Source organism: Stenotrophomonas sp. Marseille-Q5258 (assembly GCF_946900935.1).
GTDB lineage: Bacteria > Pseudomonadota > Gammaproteobacteria > Xanthomonadales > Xanthomonadaceae > Stenotrophomonas > Stenotrophomonas nematodicola.
Map to the genome: position 1 here is coordinate 64,229 of NZ_CAMPPN010000001.1, position 16,689 is coordinate 80,917.

Consider the following 16,689-nt stretch of genomic DNA (forward strand, 5'->3'; position numbering starts at 1 on the left):
TCACTGCGTGGCCGCGTCGGGGAACAGCGACGCCTGCCGCGGCGGCGGTGCCAGGCGCGCGCGCAGGGCGGCCGGGTTGTCCAATGCGCGTCGCGGGTGATGGTCGGCCAGTTGAACGAACGGCAGCAGCGTGCGCATCGGCGCGCGCAGACGCGCCACGTCGGCCACACGCAGGCGGCCGTGACGCCGTGCCATCAGCACCCGTTTCACGTTGCGTACGCCCAGCCCGGGCACGCGCAGCAGCATGTCCTTGGAGGCCACGTTGAGATCGACCGGGAAGCGCTCGGGGTGGCGGATCGCCCAGGCCATCTTGGGGTCGATATCCAGATCCAGCATGCCGCCCTGGGTGGTGTCGGTGATCTCCTCCACCGCGTAGCCGTAGAAGCGCAGCAGCCAGTCGGCCTGGTACAGGCGGTGTTCGCGGGCCAGTGGTGGTGCCTGCAGCGGCAGCAGGCGGCTGGCATCGGGAATCGGGCTGAAGGCGGAGTAGTACACCCGGCGCATCCGGTAGTTGCCATACAGGTTGTCGGCAGCGCTGAGAATCTGCTGGTCGCTGGCACCGTCGGCACCGACGATCATCTGCGTGCTCTGCCCGGCCGGGGCGAAGCGCGGTGGGGGGGCGCGCCTGGCCCCGGCACGCTTGAGCGGCGTGGCCGCAAGCGGCGACGACACCGTGGCGCTGCCGGCATCGCTGTCGGCCTTGGCCTGCTTGGCTTCGTCGATGCGCCAGCGCAGTTCGCCCATTGCCCCGCGGATGGACGGGAGTGATTTTTCCGGGGCGAAACTGGCCAGTCCGGTTTCGGTCGGCAGCTCGATGTTGATCGACAGGCGGTCGGCATGCCGGCCGGCCGCGGCCAGCAGTTCCGGCGACGCCTCGGGAATGGTCTTGAGATGGATGTAGCCGGCAAAGCGGTGCTCCTCGCGCAGCACGCGTGCCACCTCCACCATCCGTTCCATCGTGTAGTCGGCATTGCGGATGATGCCGCTGGAGAGGAACAGGCCTTCGATGTAGTTGCGCTTGTAGAAGTCCATCGTCAACGCCACCACTTCAGCCACGCTGAAGCGTGCGCGCGGCACGTTGCTGGACACACGGTTCACGCAGTACGCGCAGTCGTAGATGCAGAAGTTGGTGAGCAGGATCTTCAGCAGCGAGACGCAGCGGCCATCCGGCGTGTAGCTGTGGCAGATGCCGGCACCTTCGGTGCTGCCGATGCCGCCGGACGTGCGCGAGTCGCGCCTGCCTGCGCCACTGGAGGCACAGGAGGCGTCGTACTTGGCGGCATCGGCCAGGATCGCCAGCTTGCGTATCGTTTCCATGCCGACACGGTAGGCAGCACCAGTCTCATCCCATGAGACGCGGCCGCTCCGACGCTGAAGCGTTCAGGGCGGCAGCGGGCGCGCAGGTCAGAAGGTGACTTTCACCGAATCGGCGCTGTAGGTCGCTTCGCCGTGGTACACGACTTCGATGTTGTTGCCATCCGGATCGATCACGAACGCGCCGTAGTAGCCCGGGTGGTACGGCCGTTCGCCGGGCGCGCCGTTGTCCTTGCCGCCGGCCGCCAGCGCGGCGACGTGGAAGGCATCCACGGTGGCGCGATCGCGTGCCTGGAAGGCCAGGTGGTGGCGGCCGGTCAGTTCACCGGCCGCGGCTTCGCTGTCGGCGGTGGAGATGAACAGTTCGTCGGCCCAGAAATACGTGTCGCCTTCGCCGGCGATGGGAATGCCGATCGTGTCGAACACCGCCTGGTAAAAGCGCCGGCTGGCGGCGAGGTCGCGGACCACCAGCTGTAGATGATCGATCAGGCGGCCGCGATGCAGTTGCATGGTTTCCATGCCGACTCCCTTTGGATGGACAGGCCGGCAGATATACCACCGGGGACGGCTGGCTGCACTACCGTGGCGCGCACGCTTCCGCCCGCGCCCGCGCTGCCCTAGGCTGCGCACTGGCGCCATCGTGGCATGGCGGGGAGAAATGACGATGCTGTGGTGGATGCTGCTGGCCCAGGCGGCCGTGGGAACCGGATACGACCAGGTGCGCGCGTTGGCGCACAGCGATGAGGGCAGTCTGGAGCCGGTGGCCTATGCCGCCATGATCGATGGCTTGAGCCGGGTGGGGGGCGATGGCTTCGCACGCTGCCTGCCTACGCCCGCACCGGAGACGCTGGCTGCATTCACCGTGGTGCTGCAGTTGGACGCGCAGGGCAGGGTGGTGCGGACCTGGCGCGAGGGCGACGGTGCAGTCGCGCGCTGCATCGAGGCCGGATTCGCCGGCACCACCGTCTTCGTGCCGCCCAAGGCGCCGTTCCACGCGGCCTTTGAATTCCAGGGCCAGCCCTAGGCGGTGCCACGCACGCGCCGGGGTGGCCGGCGCGTGCGTGAATCGCGGCTGGATCAGGCGACCGGGGTGTTGGAGATGATCTCCACCCAGTAGCCGTCCGGGTCCTTGATGAAGGCCAGGTGCTTCATGCGGCCGTCCTCCAGGCGCTTCTGGTACGGCACCTGCAGGTCGTCGAAGCGCTTGCACGCGGCCTGGATGTCCGGCACCGACACGCAGATGTGGCCGAAGCCGCGCGGGTCGCTGTTGCCGTCGTGGTAGACCGGGCCGTCCTGGATTTCCGTGCCGTGGTTGTGGGTCAGTTCCAGCACGCCGGGAATGCCGGCCATCCACAGGCGGCGGGCAGCGTCACCTTCGGGAATCTGCGTGCCCGCCGGCAGCAGGGCCAGGAAGTACAGGCTGAACGCGGCCTCGGCGAAGTCGCGCTGGTCGATCAGGCGGAAGCCGAGCACGCGGGTGTAGAAGTCCAGCGACGCGGTGATGTCCTTCACGCGCAGCATGGTGTGGTTGAACACGAAACCGCTGGTTTCGACCGGCGGCTGGGCGGCAACGCCGGGCGGGGACGGCAACGGGGCAAGGGTCATGGGGTTTCCTCTGCGGGAGGCCGCGCGCGGCGGCGAGACCGCCCATTCTAACGGCGCCCGCGTGGTCGGGCCGCGACGGTAGAATGGGGCGTCTCCTTGTGCAGCTTTCGTCATGTCGCAGCGTGAATGGGTGGCCGCCGCCATCCGCAAGATCGAAGCCGATTTCAACCGGTCGGCCGATACCCATCTGATTCCGATGGACCTGCCCGGGTACGCCGGCATCGACCTGTACTTCAAGGACGAATCCAGCCACCCCACCGGCAGCCTGAAGCACCGGCTGGCACGCTCGCTGTTCCTGTACGCGCTGACCAACGGCTGGCTGCGCGAGGGCCGCCCGGTGATCGAGGCGTCCAGCGGCTCCACCGCTGTGTCCGAGGCCTACTTTGCCCGTCTGCTGGGTCTGCCCTTCATCGCGGTGATTCCGGCCACGACCTCGCCGGAGAAGATTGCCGCGATCGAGTTCCAGGGTGGCAGCTGCCACCTGGTGGAACGCGCCTGCGACCTGAACTGCGATTCGGAAAAGCTCGCCCGCGACACCGGCGGCCATTTCATGGACCAGTTCACCTACGCCGAGCGCGCCACCGACTGGCGCGCCAACAACAACATCGCCGAATCCATTTTCAAGCAGATGGCCGAAGAGCCGCATCCGGTTCCGGAGTGGATCGTGTGCAGCCCCGGTACGGGCGGCACCGCCGCCACGCTGGGACGCTACGTGAGCTACCGTCGCCATGACACCCGCATCCTCTGTGCGGACCCGGAAGTGTCGGTGTTCTACGACGGCTACTGCGCGGCTCTGGCCGGGCAGCCGTGGCGCGAGCTGACCTGCAGCGGGGGCTCGCGGGTGGAGGGGATCGGCCGGCCACGGGTGGAGTCCAGCTTCATTCCGACCAGCGTGGATGCGATGGTGAAGGTGCCCGATGCGCTGAGCCTGGCCGCGATGCGGCATGTCAGCCGGCAGTTGGGCCGCCGTGTCGGCGGCTCGACCGGCACCAACTTCATCGGCGTTCTGCAGGCTGCCGAATGGATGCGCCAGGCTGGCCGCAGCGGATCGATCGTGACCATTCTGTGCGACAGCGGCGAACGTTATGCGCACAGCTACTACAACCCCGAGTGGTATCCGCGTCAGGGCATCGAGGTGGATGAGCCCGATGCGTGGGTTGCGGCCGCCGTGAACGGCCAGGGGTTGGCGCCCCTGCCGCACGCCGCGCTGGAAACGCTGTACTGATCCAGCCACCGGGCGGCAGCGCCGGCCAGGCAGGAACGTTGGCCAGCGCCCCTTGTGCGCGGAGCGGAGCAGTGCCATATCGAGGGTGATGCCGCGCGTGCGGCCCTGTTGTCTGGAGATGCCCGTGACCCCCACCAATCCCCTGCTCGATTTTTCCGGCCTGCCGCGCTTCGACGCGATCCAGCCCGACCATGTCGGTCCGGCCGTCGAGGCGCTGCTGGCCGAGGCCGAGGCTGCCGTGAAGGTGGCCGAGACCGTCACCCCCGTGACCTGGGCAACGTTCGTGGAGCCGCTTGACGACGCCACCGATCGGCTGTGGCGCGCCTGGGGCCAGGTGACCCACCTGCAGGGGGTGGTCAATACCCCGGCGCTGCGTGAGGCCTACAACGCCAACCTGCCCAAGGTGACGCGTTTTGGCAGCGCGATGAGCCAGAACCTGGCGCTGTATGCGCAGTACCGCGCGTTGGCCGAGGCACCGGAAGCGGCGCAGTACGCGCCGGCCCGGCGCAAGGTGCTGGACAACGCGCTGCGTGATTTCCGCCTCGGTGGCGCAGAGCTGGACGACGCCGGCAAGTCGCGTTTCAGCGCGATCCAGGAGGAACTGGCGGCCTTGTCGGCGACCTTCTCGCAGAATGTGCTGGATGCCACCGACGCGTGGTCGCTGCACGTGGAAGACCGCATCGCACTGGCGGGTCTGCCCGCCGACGTGGTGTCCGCCGCGCGCGAAGCGGCGGAGAAGGTCGGGCTGTCCGGGTGGAAGTTGACGCTGCAGATGCCGTGCTACCTGCCGGTGCAGACCTACGCCGATCATCGTCCACTGCGTGAAACGCTGTACCGCGCCAATGCCGAACGGGCCTCCGAATTCGGCGATGCCGCGCTCGACAACAGCGCCAACATCGCACGCATCCTGGCGCTTCGCGCCGAGCTGGCCGCGCTGCTTGGCTTCCCCAATTACGCCGAGTACTCCATCGCCACCAAGATGGCGCAGGATGCCCCGCAGGTACTGGGCTTCCTGCGTGACCTGGCTGCCCGTGCCAAGCCCTACGCGCAGCGCGACCGCGCCGAGCTGGAGGCCTTTGCACGCGACGAACTGCAGCTGGACACGCTGCAGGCGTGGGACCTCGCCTACGTCGGCGAGAAGCTCAAACAGGCGCGCTACAGCTACTCCGAGCAGGAGGTGAAACCGTACTTCACCGAGCCGACCGTGCTGGAGGGGTTGTTCAACCTCATCCACGAGCTGTATGGCCTGCAGGTGCTGCCCGACAGCGCGCCGGTATGGCACCCGGATGTGCGCTTCTTCCGCCTGGTGGATGCGCAGGGCGCACTCGTCGGGCAGTTCTACCTGGACCTGTACGCCCGCGAAGGCAAGCGGGGTGGGGCGTGGATGGACGACTGCCGCAACCGGCGCGCGACCGCGGCCGGGGTGCAGACACCGCTGGTGTACCTGGTCTGCAACTTCGGCCGTGGCAGTGATGGCCGCCCGGCGACCTTCACCCACAGCGATGTCACCACGCTGTTCCACGAAATGGGCCACGGGCTGCACCAGTTGCTGACCCGCGTCGATGAGCTTGCCGTGGCCGGCATCAACGGCGTGGAGTGGGACGCGGTGGAACTGCCCAGCCAGTTCATGGAGAACTTCTGCTGGGAATGGAACCGGGTGAAGGCGATGACCGCGCACGTCGACACGGGCGAGCCGCTGCCGCGCGCGTTGTTCGACCGCATGCTGGCCGCGCGCAATTTCCAGAGCGGCATGTTCACTGTGCGCCAGTTGGAATTCGCGCTGTTCGACATGCAGCTGCACAGCGAGTTCGATCCCACCCAGGACAGCGTCATCGCGCTGCTGGAGCGGGTACGCGACGAAGTGGCCGTCAACCGGCCGCCCGCATGGAGCCGCTTCCCGCATCAGTTCAGCCACATCTTCGCCGGCGGGTATGCGGCCGGCTATTACAGTTACAAGTGGGCCGAAGTGCTCAGCGCCGATGCGTATGCCGCCTTCGAGGAAGCGCCGGACCGGACCGCCGAAACCGGCCGGCGGTTCCTTGAGGAAGTGCTGTCGCGCGGTGGCAGCCGCAGCGCGGCGGAGAATTTCGCCGCCTTCCGCGGGCGCGCGCCGGATGTGGCGGCGTTGCTGCGGCACAACGGCATGGCGTAACCGTGATGTGCCGGGCCTTACGTGTAAAGCATGGTCCGGGTCATGCCGCCATCGACGATGTGGTCCTGTCCGGTGATGAAGCCGGACAGTGATGACAGCAGAAACACGGCCAACGCACCGATGTCATCGGGTTGGCCGACGCGGCCGACCGCGTGCTGGGCATGGTCCCGGCGCGACAGCTTGGGCGCACGGCGTCGGGCCGGTGCCTGCCACGCTTCGGTGGTGATCCAGCCGGGGCTGATGCTGTTCACGCGCACCTGCGGGCCTTCACTGATGGCCAGCGCATGGGTGAAGGCGACCAGCCCACCTTTGGCGGCCGCATAGGCCTCGCTGTCCGCCTCGGACTGCCAGGCGCGGGTGGACGCAATGTTGATGATGGCGCCGGTCTGCGTATCCGTCGACGACGCGCGCAGCGCGGGCAGCGCATGCTTGCTGCACAGGAACGCGCCATGCAGGCTGGATAGCCGGCGCTGCCACTCGGTGAGCGTCATCGCGTCCAACGGCGTGCCATGCGCGCTGGCGATGCCGGCATTGTTGACCAGCCCGTCGAGGCGGCCGAAGCGTTTGAGCGTGGCGTTGATCAGCGCCTGCACGCTGCGCTCGCGGGCAACGTCGGTGCGTTGGAACGCGGCGCGTCCGGGCAGCGCCCATTCCTTCAGGCAGGCCTTGCCGGCGTCGGCGTCGAGGTCGGCGATCATCACGCTGCCGCCAGCCCCGAGCACGGCCTGCGCGATGCCGCGGCCTACCCCCTGCGCGCCACCGGTCACCACCACCACGCGGTCGCGCAGCGGCAGTGCAGGCCAATCGGCAATTGCCGGGGTCAGTGGCACGGCGGAGTGTCCTTGCGCCCGAGCAGGCGGGTCCAGCCTTCCACGCCGAGCTTGTCGAGGGTCTCGATGTTGCGCTCGACGATCACGTCCGGATCGGGGAACGCCGCCACTGCACGCTCCACGCTGTCCTCGCGGAGCAGGTGCAGGGTCGGGTAGGGCGCGCGGTTGGTGTAGTTGCTCACATCGTCCGGGGCGACACCGGCGAACTGGTACTGCGGATGGAAACTGGCCACCTGCAGGATGCCCTGCAGATCGAGCGCCTCGATGGCCGCATCGGCGTTGTCGAGGAAGTCGTTGTAGTCCAGGAAGTCGGTGAGGACGTCCGGGTGCACGATCAGCGTGGTGTCGATCTGCTCGGCGGGCGTATCGCGCAGCAGCACCAGTTCCTCGGCCAGCTGCTCGACCAGCGCCTCGGGCGTGGTCGCGTCGCTGAGCACGAAGCGCACCTGGTTCTTCACGTACACGGCCTTGGCGAAGGGGCACAGGTTCAGGCCGATGACGATCTGCTCCAGCCAGGTGCGGGTTTCGGCGATCACGTCGGGGCCGTCCGGGGCGGTGGCGTCGGTGAAGGAGTCATCGTTCATGGCGGGCGGTGTCGCTGGCTGGGCAGGCGATTGTACGGCCCCGGCCCGGTGGGGGGCGTGTGGTGCGCGCGTCGGCAACGACACCACTGTCCATTGACTGGACAGTGTGCATGCTGGAAATCCCTTTGCAGGCAGTGGGTTGCCGATTTCCCGCCGATGGCCGATAGGCAGTATGCGATGGCGGGTATCCAATGCCTGGGTGAACCATGTGCAGAAGGCGGCCCTGGGGTCGTTCTTCGTCAAAAGGAGTCAACAGATGAGCGATACACCGCAGTTCCTGCCCACCTCCCTGTGGTCCCGCACGCTGTTCGACGGCACCTGGCGTGCCGGTGCCAGCACCCAGGACGTGATCGAACCGGCCACCGGAGCCCCCCTGGGATCGATCGGAATGACCGACCCGGCCGGCATTGCCGCCGCCGCCGCCACCGCGGCCCAGGCGCAGCGTGACTGGGCCAGCGCCCCGTATGAGACGCGTGCGCAGGTCCTGCGGCGCGCCGCGCAGCTGGCCGAGCAGCACACCGACGCGATTGTGGACTGGCTGGTCCGCGAAAGCGGATCGACCCGGCTGAAAGCCGGCTTCGAGGCCAAGGTCAACGTCAAGGCGCTGCACGAAGCGGCCGCGCTGCCCTCGCGCAGCATCGGCGAGGTGCTGCCGTCCGAACCGGGCCGGCTGAACCTGGCCCGCCGCCGCCCGCTCGGCGTGGTGGGCGTGATCGCGCCGTTCAATTTTCCGTTGTACCTGGCGATGCGCGCGGTGGCGCCGGCCCTCGCGCTGGGCAATGCGGTGGTCCTCAAACCCGACCCGCGCACGGCGGTCTGCGGCGGCTTCGTGATTGCGCGGCTGTTCGAACTGGCCGGATTGCCGGCGGGCCTGCTGCATGTACTGCCCGGGGATGGTGCGGCCGGTGCGGCGCTGACCCGCGATCCCAACATCGCCATGATCCAGTTCACCGGGTCCACCGGCGCCGGGCGCAAGGTCGGCGAAGCGGCCGGCCGGCATCTGAAGAAAGTGTCGCTGGAGCTGGGCGGCAAGAACTCGCTGATCGTGCTCGACGATGCCGACATCGACCTGGCCATCGCCAACACCGCCTGGGGCGTGTACCTGCACCAGGGACAGATCTGCATGGCCACCGGACGGGTGCTGGTCCAGCGCAGCATCCATGCCCGGTTCCTGGAAAAGCTGGTGGCCAAGGCACGCTCGCTGAAGGTGGGCGATCCGGCCACCGGCGACGTGGCGATCGGGCCGCTGATCAGCGCGCAGCAGCGCGACCATGCCGCGCGCGTGGTCGCCGAGGCGCAGGCGGCCGGCGCCACGCTGGCCACCGGTGGCGGTTACCGCGACCTGTTCTTCGAACCGACTGTCCTCAGCGATGTGGGCCGCGACAACCCGGCGTTCCACGAGGAGATCTTCGCGCCGGTGGCGGTGGTGGTGCCGTTCGATACCGACGAGGAAGCGGTGGAGCTGGCCAACGACAGCGAGTACGGCCTGTCGATGGCGGTTCTGTCGAGCAACGTCGGCCGCGCGCTGAAGCTGGGCGAGCGGCTGCGTACCGGCCTGCTGCACATCAACGACCAGACCGTGAACGATGAGGTGATCAATCCGTTCGGTGGCGTCGGTGCGTCCGGCAACGGCACCAGCATCGGCGGGCCGTCCAACATCGACGAGTTCACCCAGTGGCAGTGGCTGACCGTCAAGGGCGAAGCGCCCGCCTATCCGATCTGAACGAGGACAATGTCATGACCGCAACAGCAGAACTGCGCGACATCACCGTGGCCGTGGTGCGCGAAAAAGAACAGCCTTTCACGATCGAGAAGGCGCGCATCCGCGGGCCGCAGGACGACGAGGTGCTGGTCCGCGTGGTCGCCACCGGCCTGTGTCATACCGACCTGATCGTGCGGGACCAGTACTACCCGGTACCGCTGCCGGCCGTGCTCGGCCATGAAGGAGCGGGCGTGGTCGAAGCGCTGGGCCCCGGGGTCAAGGAGCTCAAGGTTGGCGACCACGTGGTGCTGACCTACGGCGCATGTGGCCACTGCAATCCGTGCAGTGGCGGCCACGGCGCCTACTGCCGCGACTTCTTCGGCCTGAACTTCGGCGGCGGTGCGCTGGATGGCAGCACCGCGATCCAGGACCCCGACGGCAACCCGCTGCACGACCACTTCTTCGCGCAGTCCTCGTTTGCCACCTATGCATTGAGCCGCGAGAACAATGCGATCAAGGTGCCCGACGATGCACCGATCGAACTGCTCGGGCCGCTGGGCTGCGGCATCCAGACCGGTGCCGGCGCGGTGATCAATTCGCTCCGGGTCGGCGCGGGCAGCAGCTTCGCCAGCTTCGGTGCCGGGGCGGTGGGCCTGAGTGCGGTGATGGCCGCGCGCGTTGCCGGCGCGACCACCATCATCGCCATCGATGTGGTGCCTTCGCGGCTGGCGCTGGCCACGGAACTGGGCGCCACCCATGTCATCAACAGCCGCGAGGTGGACGTGGTCGAGGCCGTGCGTGCGATCACCGGCGGTGGCGCCGACTTCGCGCTCGAATCCACCGGCCGTCCCGAGGTGCTCGCGCAGGGCATCGAGGCACTCGGCAGCCTCGGCGTGATCGGGGTGGTGGGCGCGCCTAAGCTGGGCACCAAGGCCGAGTTCGACGTCAACAATCTGCTGCTCGGCGGCCGCAGCATCCGCGGCATCGTGGAGGGCGACAGCGTGCCGAAGGTGTTCATCCCGCAACTGGTGCAGTTGTACCAGCAGGGGCGGTTTCCGTTCGACAGGCTGGTGAGGTTCTATCCCCTGGATCAGATCAATCAGGCCGCCGAAGACAGCACCCGCGGCATCACGCTCAAGCCGATCCTGACCCTCGGTGGATGAAACGGTCCGTCGCGGCCGCCAGGGGCCGCGACGGCGGTGTCAGTCAGCGTGGCGGGTGTACGCTCACGGTCCGGGTAGGAGATCGACCGATGGGCGGCATGCAGCGGGAACAGCAACAGGCATTGGCGGCGGCGCGCCAGCGCTTCGCAGACGGCGGTGCACTGGCCGGCGCCCTGCTGGCACCGCCGCTCCAGCGTTCCTGGGAGCGCTCGCGGCTGGCAGGCGTACAGCCGCGGCAGGAACCGCATTACGCGCCGCTGGCCCGCCACGCCGGGCGCCTGGATGCCCCGGCCGATCGCCGCCTGGCGCGCTGCGTGCGCGAGGAGCTGGATCGTCTCTGGGCCGCGTTCGGCGGACGGCAGTGGACACTGTTCTGCGTCAATGCCGAGGGCAGGGTGATCGCCCAGCGCGAGCATGGCCTGGCCGACGTGCCGGTCCTGCGGCCCATCCAGGTGGGGCGCCAGCTTCGCGAGTGCGACATCGGCACCACCGCGCCGTCATGCAGCTTGGCCGAGGATGCGCCGGCGCTGGTGCGCGGCAATGAACACTATCTGGACCGCTTTGCCGCCGTGTTCTGTCTGAGCGTGCCGTTGCACGGACTCGACGGCGAAGTGCTGGGCGCGCTGGACATCACCGGGACCGGCGAGCGCGACGCGGAGCTGCTGCATGGTTACTTCCGCCAGGCAGCGTTGTCGGCCGAGAACCGGCTGATGCAGGCACAGCGCGCCTGCCATCTGCTGGCCGTGCAGCACGACGCACGCTGGTTGCATTCGCCGCTGCAGGGGCTGTTGGCCGTACAGGAGGATGGACGGATCCGGGCCGCCAACCGCGTGGCACGGCGTCTGTTCGGGCTGCCCCGGCGCGGCCCGTTGCCGCTGCTGACGCTGGAGGGTCTGTTTGCCGGCGCCAGCGTGCACCAGCGGCGTCGTCTGCTGCAGGCGGGCGCGCCGTACCGGGTACGCCTGGACGAGGACACTGCGGTGCATGTGCAGTACCTGCGCGCGCCGCTGGCGGCACGCGCCAGCCTGCGCGTGGAGGCAGACATCCATCCGGCGGGCGACCGCACGCTGCGCGCCCACAGCATCCAGGCCATGCGCGAGGCGGTGGCGATCCACCACGGCAACGTCAGCGCGGCGGCGCGCCAGTTGGGCGTATCGCGCACCACCCTCTACAAACACCTGCGACCGTAGCGCCGGGGTCTGCCCGGGCGGGTGTCAGGGTGCATGCATCCGGGCGAACGGCAGCCGGGTAGAACCCGGCTCTACGGGGCTCCCGGCGCGCACGGGCGTTGCAGCTTGGCAGCGCCGGGCTCTGCCGGGCGGGTGTCAGGGGCGCGCCCGGCGGCCGGGGATCAGTCGCGGAAGTTGTCGAACTGCAGCGGCACTTCGAAGGTTTCCTTCTTCAGCAGCGCGATGGCGTCCTGCAGGTCGTCGCGCTTCTTGCCGTTGACGCGCAGCTTGTCGCCATTGATCTGGCTGTCGACCTTGAGCTTGGCTTCCTTGAGCTTGGCCGCGATCTGCTTGGCCACCTTCTGCTCGATGCCCTGCTTGACGGTGATCTTCTGGCGCGCGCCGGCCAGGTTGGTTTCGATGTCGCCGAACTCCAGGCAGCGGGTGTCGATGCTGCGGGCGATCAGGCGTGCGCGCAGGATGTCGGTCATCTGCTGGAGCTGGAAGTCGCTGGGAGCCGACTGGCTGATCACGCTGTCTTCGAGCACGAACTTCGCGTCCACGCCCTTGAAATCGAAGCGGGTGGACAGCTCGCGGTTGGCCTGGTCGACCGCGTTGGTCAGCTCGTGGGTGTTGACTTCGGACACAACGTCGAAGGAGGGCATGGGAATACTCCAGCAGGTGAAGCCCCCATTCTAACCAACCGGACGTGGACGGCCCGGCCGTGGCGGCGATAATGGGCCATGAACATGCAACGCTCTCCCTCCCGCGCGGTCGCCTGGATGCTCCTGGCGGTCGCCTGTTTCTCGCTGATGGATGCGGGCATGAAGCAGCTCTCGGCCAGCTATCCGACCCTGCAGGTGACCTTCCTGCGCGGTGCCGCCTCGCTGCCGTTCGTGCTGGTCTGGGTGCTGGTCACGGCCGGTCCGCGCTCTCTGGTGCCGGTGCGCTGGGGTCTGCACCTGCTGCGCGGCCTGCTGGGCATGGCCATGATCGGCTGCTTCGTGTTCGCCCTGCGCAGCCTGCCGCTGTCCACCGCCTACACCATCTATTTCGTCGCGCCGCTGCTGATTGCCGCGCTGTCGGTGCCGCTGTTGGGCGAGCACGTTGGCCCGCGCCGCTGGATCGCCATCGGCATCGGCCTGGTCGGCGTGCTGGTGGTACTGCGGCCGGGCGGGGATGGCTTCATCTCGATCCCCGGGTTGATGGTGCTGCTGGCAGCGACCGCCTACGCCGTGGCCGCGATCACGGTCAGCATGCTGACCCGCACCGACACCCCGCAGTCGATGGTGGTCTGGTTCCTGGTGATCATGGCGGTGGGCGCCGGCCTGCTGGCGCTGCCGGATTGGCAGCCGCTGCAGTGGGGGCATGCGGCCCTGATCGGCGGCATGGGCCTGGCCGGGGCCGCCGGGCAGGTTGCGCTGACCCGCGCTTTCCAGCTCGGCGAAGCCTCGCTGATCGCCCCGCTGGAGTACACCGGACTGGTGTGGGTGATCGGCTGGGATCTGCTGTTCTGGAGCGTGCTGCCCGACCAGGTGACCTGGCTGGGCGCGGCGATCATCGTCGCCTCGGGCCTGTACCTGCTGCACCGCGAGCGGGTCCGCCAGGTCCAGCCGCCGGCGCCGCTGGACCACCCCTGACCGGCCCCGGGCGCCTGTGGCGCCCGATCACGCCGGCTTAGAACCAAACGGAATATCATTCCGCGCATCCGCACGGGCGAGGGCCGTCCCGCGCTGGTAGGCTGCACGCCCCCTCCCGTCGATGCCCCGGTTGACCGCGAACGTGATCGAGTTCCAGCGCCTGCACAAATCCTATGCCGTCGGCGGCCGCGCGATCGCCGCGCTGCAGCCGCTGGACCTGACCATCGAGGCCGGCGAGGTGTTCGGCATCATCGGGCACTCCGGTGCGGGCAAATCGACCCTGATCCGGCTGATCAACCGCCTGGAGGAGCCCACCGGTGGGCGCCTGCTGATCAATGGTGAAGACGTCACCGCGCTGGACGCCGATGGCCTGCGCACGCTGCGCCGGCGCATCGGCATGATCTTCCAGCACTTCAACCTGCTGTCCTCGCGCACGGTGGCGGCCAATGTCGCCTTCCCGCTGGAGCTGGCCGGCACGCCGCGGGCGGAGATCGATGCGCGGGTTGATGAGCTGCTGCACACGGTGGGCCTGGAGGCGCACGCCACCAAGTACCCGGCGCAGTTGTCCGGCGGCCAGAAGCAGCGCGTCGGCATCGCCCGCGCGCTCGCCACGCGCCCGCAGATCCTGCTGTGCGACGAGGCCACCAGTGCGCTGGACCCGCAGACCACCGCGTCCGTGCTGAAGCTGCTGGGCAGGATCAACCGCGAACTGGGCCTGACCATCGTGCTGATCACGCACGAGATGGATGTGATCCGCCGCGTCTGCGACCGCGTGGCCGTGCTCGATGCCGGCGCACTGGTTGAAACCGGGCCGGTCACCGAGGTCTTCCTGCACCCGCAGCACCCGACCACACGCCGCTTCGTGACCGAATCGGAGCAGGTGGACGAGGGCGAGCTGCACAAGGATTTCGACGCGGTCGCCGGGCGCATCGTCCGCCTGACCTTCCTCGGCGCGGACACCTACGAGCCATTGCTCGGGCGCATCGCGCGCGACACCGGCGTGGACTACAACATCCTGTCCGGCCGCATCGACCGGATCAAGGACACCCCTTATGGCCAGCTGACGGTGTCGCTGGTCGGAGGCGACGTACAGGCCGCGCAGGCGGGCTTTGTCGCTGCCGGTGTCCACCTTGAGGAGCTGCGCCGATGATGTTCGCCACCGCCGGCGGATTCTTCCGCCATCTCGATGCCGGAAAGTGGGCCGACATCGGCCAGGCGACCGTCGACACCCTGCTGATGCTGGGCGGCTCGCTGCCGCTGACGCTGGCCATCGGCCTGCCTCTGGGTGTCCTCCTGTTCCTGACCGGCTCGCCGCAGCTGCACCGCAAGCCGGTGGTGTATGGCGCGCTGGCGCTGCTGGTGAACCTGCTGCGCTCGGTGCCCTTCATCATCCTGATGATCGTGCTGATTCCGCTCACGCTGTGGATGATGGGCACATCGCTGGGGGTGCGCGGTGCCATCGTGCCGCTGGTGATCGGCGCGGCGCCGTTCTACGCGCGTCTGGTCGAAACCGCGCTGCGTGAAGTGGATCGCGGCGTGATCGAAGCCACCCAGGCGATGGGTGCGACCACGTGGCAGCTGGTGACGCGGGTGTTGTTGCCCGAAGCACGGCCCGGTCTGATTGCCGGTGCGACGGTCACCGTCATCGCCCTGATCGGCTTCACCGCGATGGGCGGTGCGATCGGTTCCGGCGGCCTGGGCGACCTCGCCTTCCGCGACGGCTACCAGCGCTCGCACACCGATGTGGCCCTGGTCACCGTGGTGCTGCTGCTGATCCTGGTCCAGGTGCTGCAGATGCTCGGCGATCGCCTCGTCGCGCATTACAGCCGCCGATAGCGCCATTCCGGCGCCATAGACCCGTCGCGGTCATGCGTACGTAGAGCCGCCCTCTGGTCGGCTGCTCTCCGATCCGGTGCCGATATCCCCGCGCTGCGCGCGACAGCCGACGTAGAGCCGCCCTCTGGTCGGCTGCTCTCCGTTCCGATGCCGATACCCCCGCGCTGCGCGCGACAGCCGACGTAGAGCCGCCCTCTGGTCGGCTGCTCTCCGATCCGGTGCCGATACCCCGCGCTGCGCGCGATAGCCGATGTAGAGCCGCCCTCTGGTCGGCTGCTCTCCGTTCCGATGCCGATACCCCGCGCTGCGCGCGATAGCCGACCAGAGGTCGGCTCTACGGTGCGGTGCCAATACCCCCGCGCTGCGCGCGACAGCCGACGTAGAGCCGCCCTCTGGTCGGCTGCTCTCCGATCCGATGCCGATACCCCCGCGCTGCGCGCGACAGCCGACGTAGAGCCGCCCTCTGGTCGGCTGCTCTCCGATCCGGTGCCGATACCCCCGCGCTGCGCGCGACAGCCGACCAGAGGTCGGCTCTACGATCCGATGCCGATACCCCCGCGCTGCGCGCGATAGCCGACCAGAGGTCGGCTCTACGGGTGCGGTGCCGATACCCCGCGCTGCGCGCGATAGCCGACCAGAGGTCGGCTCTACGGGTGCGGTGCAGATATCCCCGCGCTGTGCGCTACAGCCGACCAGAGGTCGGCTCTACGGGTGCGATGCCGATACCCCGCGTTGCGCGCGACAGCCGACCAGAGGTCGGCGCTACGGGTTCACGCTCAGCGGACGTTCGGGACTTCGTAGCCCAGGCGGTCCACCTGTTCGCGGTGCTGCGGCACGCGCTTGAGCTTGTCGGTGTTGACGCCGTACTCGTCGCGCAGGCGCGTGGCCAGCTCTTTGTACAGGTCCTTGTCCATGTCCGGCTGGCGCGCGAAGATCCACGCCATTTCACGGCCTGGATAGCCCACCAGCGCCCACGAATAGTCCGGTGCCACTTCCAGCACGCGGGTGTGGGTGGGCACGATCTTGTAGAACCAGGTACGCCAATTGTGGTTGCCGCTGTCCTCGTCCACCGACGCGCGCACCGTGAGTTCTTCCTGCGGTTCGGAGAAACCGTTGCGGTAGCGATAGGTGATGGCGACCTTCTGGTCGCCGCGCAGGCGGTACTCGTTGACGCTGGCCACATGGCCGCGCTCGACCGGATTCGGAACGCGTCCGATCACATACCAGGTGCCCATGAAACGCTGCAGATCGATCGCCGGACCTGCACGCTCGGCCGTCGTCGGCGCCGGCGACGGCTTGGCCTCATGGCGGAAGGCGCAGGCCGGCAACAGCGACAGCGTGGACAGCAACAGGACAGCGCGAAGCGGGCGGTTCACAGACATGCGGCGGGTGGCTCCAGGGGCTGGCAGGGGCATGGTGGGTGGGACGGCGAAGAACGTCAATGGTGGCGCACCGGCGGCGTGACCGGT

General features: G+C 68.4%; 16 protein-coding genes. 9 read left to right on the forward strand and 7 right to left on the reverse strand.

What is annotated here, in order from left to right:
- Positions 1-1,317: a putative DNA modification/repair radical SAM protein gene (locus OC534_RS00320; protein ID WP_262071187.1), complete on the reverse strand. Its 1,317-nt coding sequence runs from the start codon at positions 1,315-1,317 to the stop codon at positions 1-3.
- A gap of 87 nt (positions 1,318-1,404) precedes the next feature.
- Positions 1,405-1,833 (reverse strand): VOC family protein, encoded by a 429-nt coding sequence (locus OC534_RS00325; RefSeq protein ID WP_017357231.1) that lies wholly within the window; start codon positions 1,831-1,833, stop codon positions 1,405-1,407.
- A gap of 145 nt (positions 1,834-1,978) precedes the next feature.
- On the opposite strand from OC534_RS00325, the gene OC534_RS00330 reads away from it, so the two are divergent.
- Positions 1,979-2,338 carry a hypothetical protein gene (locus OC534_RS00330; protein WP_262071188.1) on the forward strand — a complete coding sequence of 120 codons (360 nt, stop codon included), beginning with the start codon at positions 1,979-1,981 and terminating at the stop codon, positions 2,336-2,338.
- Between the two features lie 53 nt (positions 2,339-2,391).
- Here the strand turns inward: OC534_RS00330 and gloA are convergent, their stop codons facing one another.
- A complete protein-coding gene (gene gloA / locus OC534_RS00335) occupies positions 2,392-2,919 on the reverse strand; it encodes a lactoylglutathione lyase (RefSeq protein WP_017357233.1) in 528 nt (175 codons plus the stop codon).
- Between the two features lie 112 nt (positions 2,920-3,031).
- Here gloA and OC534_RS00340 point away from each other — a divergent pair, with 112 nt between their 5' ends.
- Entirely contained in the window at positions 3,032-4,144 is a 1,113-nt protein-coding gene (locus OC534_RS00340; RefSeq protein WP_153164804.1) for a PLP-dependent cysteine synthase family protein, read from the forward strand.
- A 118-nt stretch (positions 4,145-4,262) separates the two neighbouring features.
- A complete protein-coding gene (locus OC534_RS00345; protein WP_262071189.1) occupies positions 4,263-6,296 on the forward strand; it encodes a M3 family metallopeptidase in 2,034 nt (677 codons plus the stop codon).
- 17 nt (positions 6,297-6,313) lie between these two features.
- Here the strand turns inward: OC534_RS00345 and OC534_RS00350 are convergent, their stop codons facing one another.
- Positions 6,314-7,126: an SDR family oxidoreductase gene (locus OC534_RS00350; protein ID WP_017357236.1), complete on the reverse strand. Its 813-nt coding sequence runs from the start codon at positions 7,124-7,126 to the stop codon at positions 6,314-6,316.
- Positions 7,117-7,710, reverse strand: coding sequence for a DUF1415 domain-containing protein (locus OC534_RS00355; RefSeq protein ID WP_017357237.1), 594 nt, complete (start codon positions 7,708-7,710; stop codon positions 7,117-7,119). Before OC534_RS00355 ends, OC534_RS00350 begins: the two co-directional genes overlap by 10 nt.
- A gap of 256 nt (positions 7,711-7,966) precedes the next feature.
- Between OC534_RS00355 and OC534_RS00360 the strand changes: the two genes are divergently transcribed.
- The 3 genes from OC534_RS00360 to OC534_RS00370 all read left to right on the forward strand — a co-directional run bounded on the left by OC534_RS00360 (position 7,967) and on the right by OC534_RS00370 (position 11,765).
- A complete protein-coding gene (locus tag OC534_RS00360) occupies positions 7,967-9,433 on the forward strand; it encodes a benzaldehyde dehydrogenase (RefSeq protein WP_262071193.1) in 1,467 nt (488 codons plus the stop codon).
- 14 nt (positions 9,434-9,447) lie between these two features.
- Complete coding sequence (locus OC534_RS00365; RefSeq protein WP_153164801.1) at positions 9,448-10,575, forward strand: NAD(P)-dependent alcohol dehydrogenase; 1,128 nt, start codon at positions 9,448-9,450, stop codon at positions 10,573-10,575.
- Between the two features lie 89 nt (positions 10,576-10,664).
- A complete protein-coding gene (locus tag OC534_RS00370; protein WP_262071194.1) occupies positions 10,665-11,765 on the forward strand; it encodes a helix-turn-helix domain-containing protein in 1,101 nt (366 codons plus the stop codon).
- Positions 11,766-11,926: 161 nt separating this feature from the next.
- Here OC534_RS00370 and OC534_RS00375 read toward each other — a convergent pair whose 3' ends face one another.
- Positions 11,927-12,409 carry a YajQ family cyclic di-GMP-binding protein gene (locus OC534_RS00375; RefSeq protein ID WP_017356422.1) on the reverse strand — a complete coding sequence of 161 codons (483 nt, stop codon included), beginning with the start codon at positions 12,407-12,409 and terminating at the stop codon, positions 11,927-11,929.
- 78 nt (positions 12,410-12,487) lie between these two features.
- Between OC534_RS00375 and OC534_RS00380 the strand changes: the two genes are divergently transcribed.
- The 3 genes from OC534_RS00380 to OC534_RS00390 all read left to right on the forward strand — a co-directional run bounded on the left by OC534_RS00380 (position 12,488) and on the right by OC534_RS00390 (position 15,220).
- Complete coding sequence (locus tag OC534_RS00380) at positions 12,488-13,384, forward strand: DMT family transporter (RefSeq protein ID WP_017356421.1); 897 nt, start codon at positions 12,488-12,490, stop codon at positions 13,382-13,384.
- Between the two features lie 142 nt (positions 13,385-13,526).
- Positions 13,527-14,534, forward strand: coding sequence for a methionine ABC transporter ATP-binding protein (locus OC534_RS00385; protein ID WP_026070826.1), 1,008 nt, complete (start codon positions 13,527-13,529; stop codon positions 14,532-14,534).
- On the forward strand, positions 14,531-15,220 hold the full coding sequence (locus OC534_RS00390; RefSeq protein ID WP_017356419.1) for a methionine ABC transporter permease: 690 nt from the start codon (positions 14,531-14,533) through the stop codon (positions 15,218-15,220). Before OC534_RS00385 ends, OC534_RS00390 begins: the two co-directional genes overlap by 4 nt.
- Before the next feature lie 776 nt (positions 15,221-15,996).
- Here the strand turns inward: OC534_RS00390 and OC534_RS00395 are convergent.
- Positions 15,997-16,602 carry a lipocalin family protein gene (locus tag OC534_RS00395; protein WP_136005205.1) on the reverse strand — a complete coding sequence of 202 codons (606 nt, stop codon included), beginning with the start codon at positions 16,600-16,602 and terminating at the stop codon, positions 15,997-15,999.
- Positions 16,603-16,689: the final 87 nt, after the last annotated feature.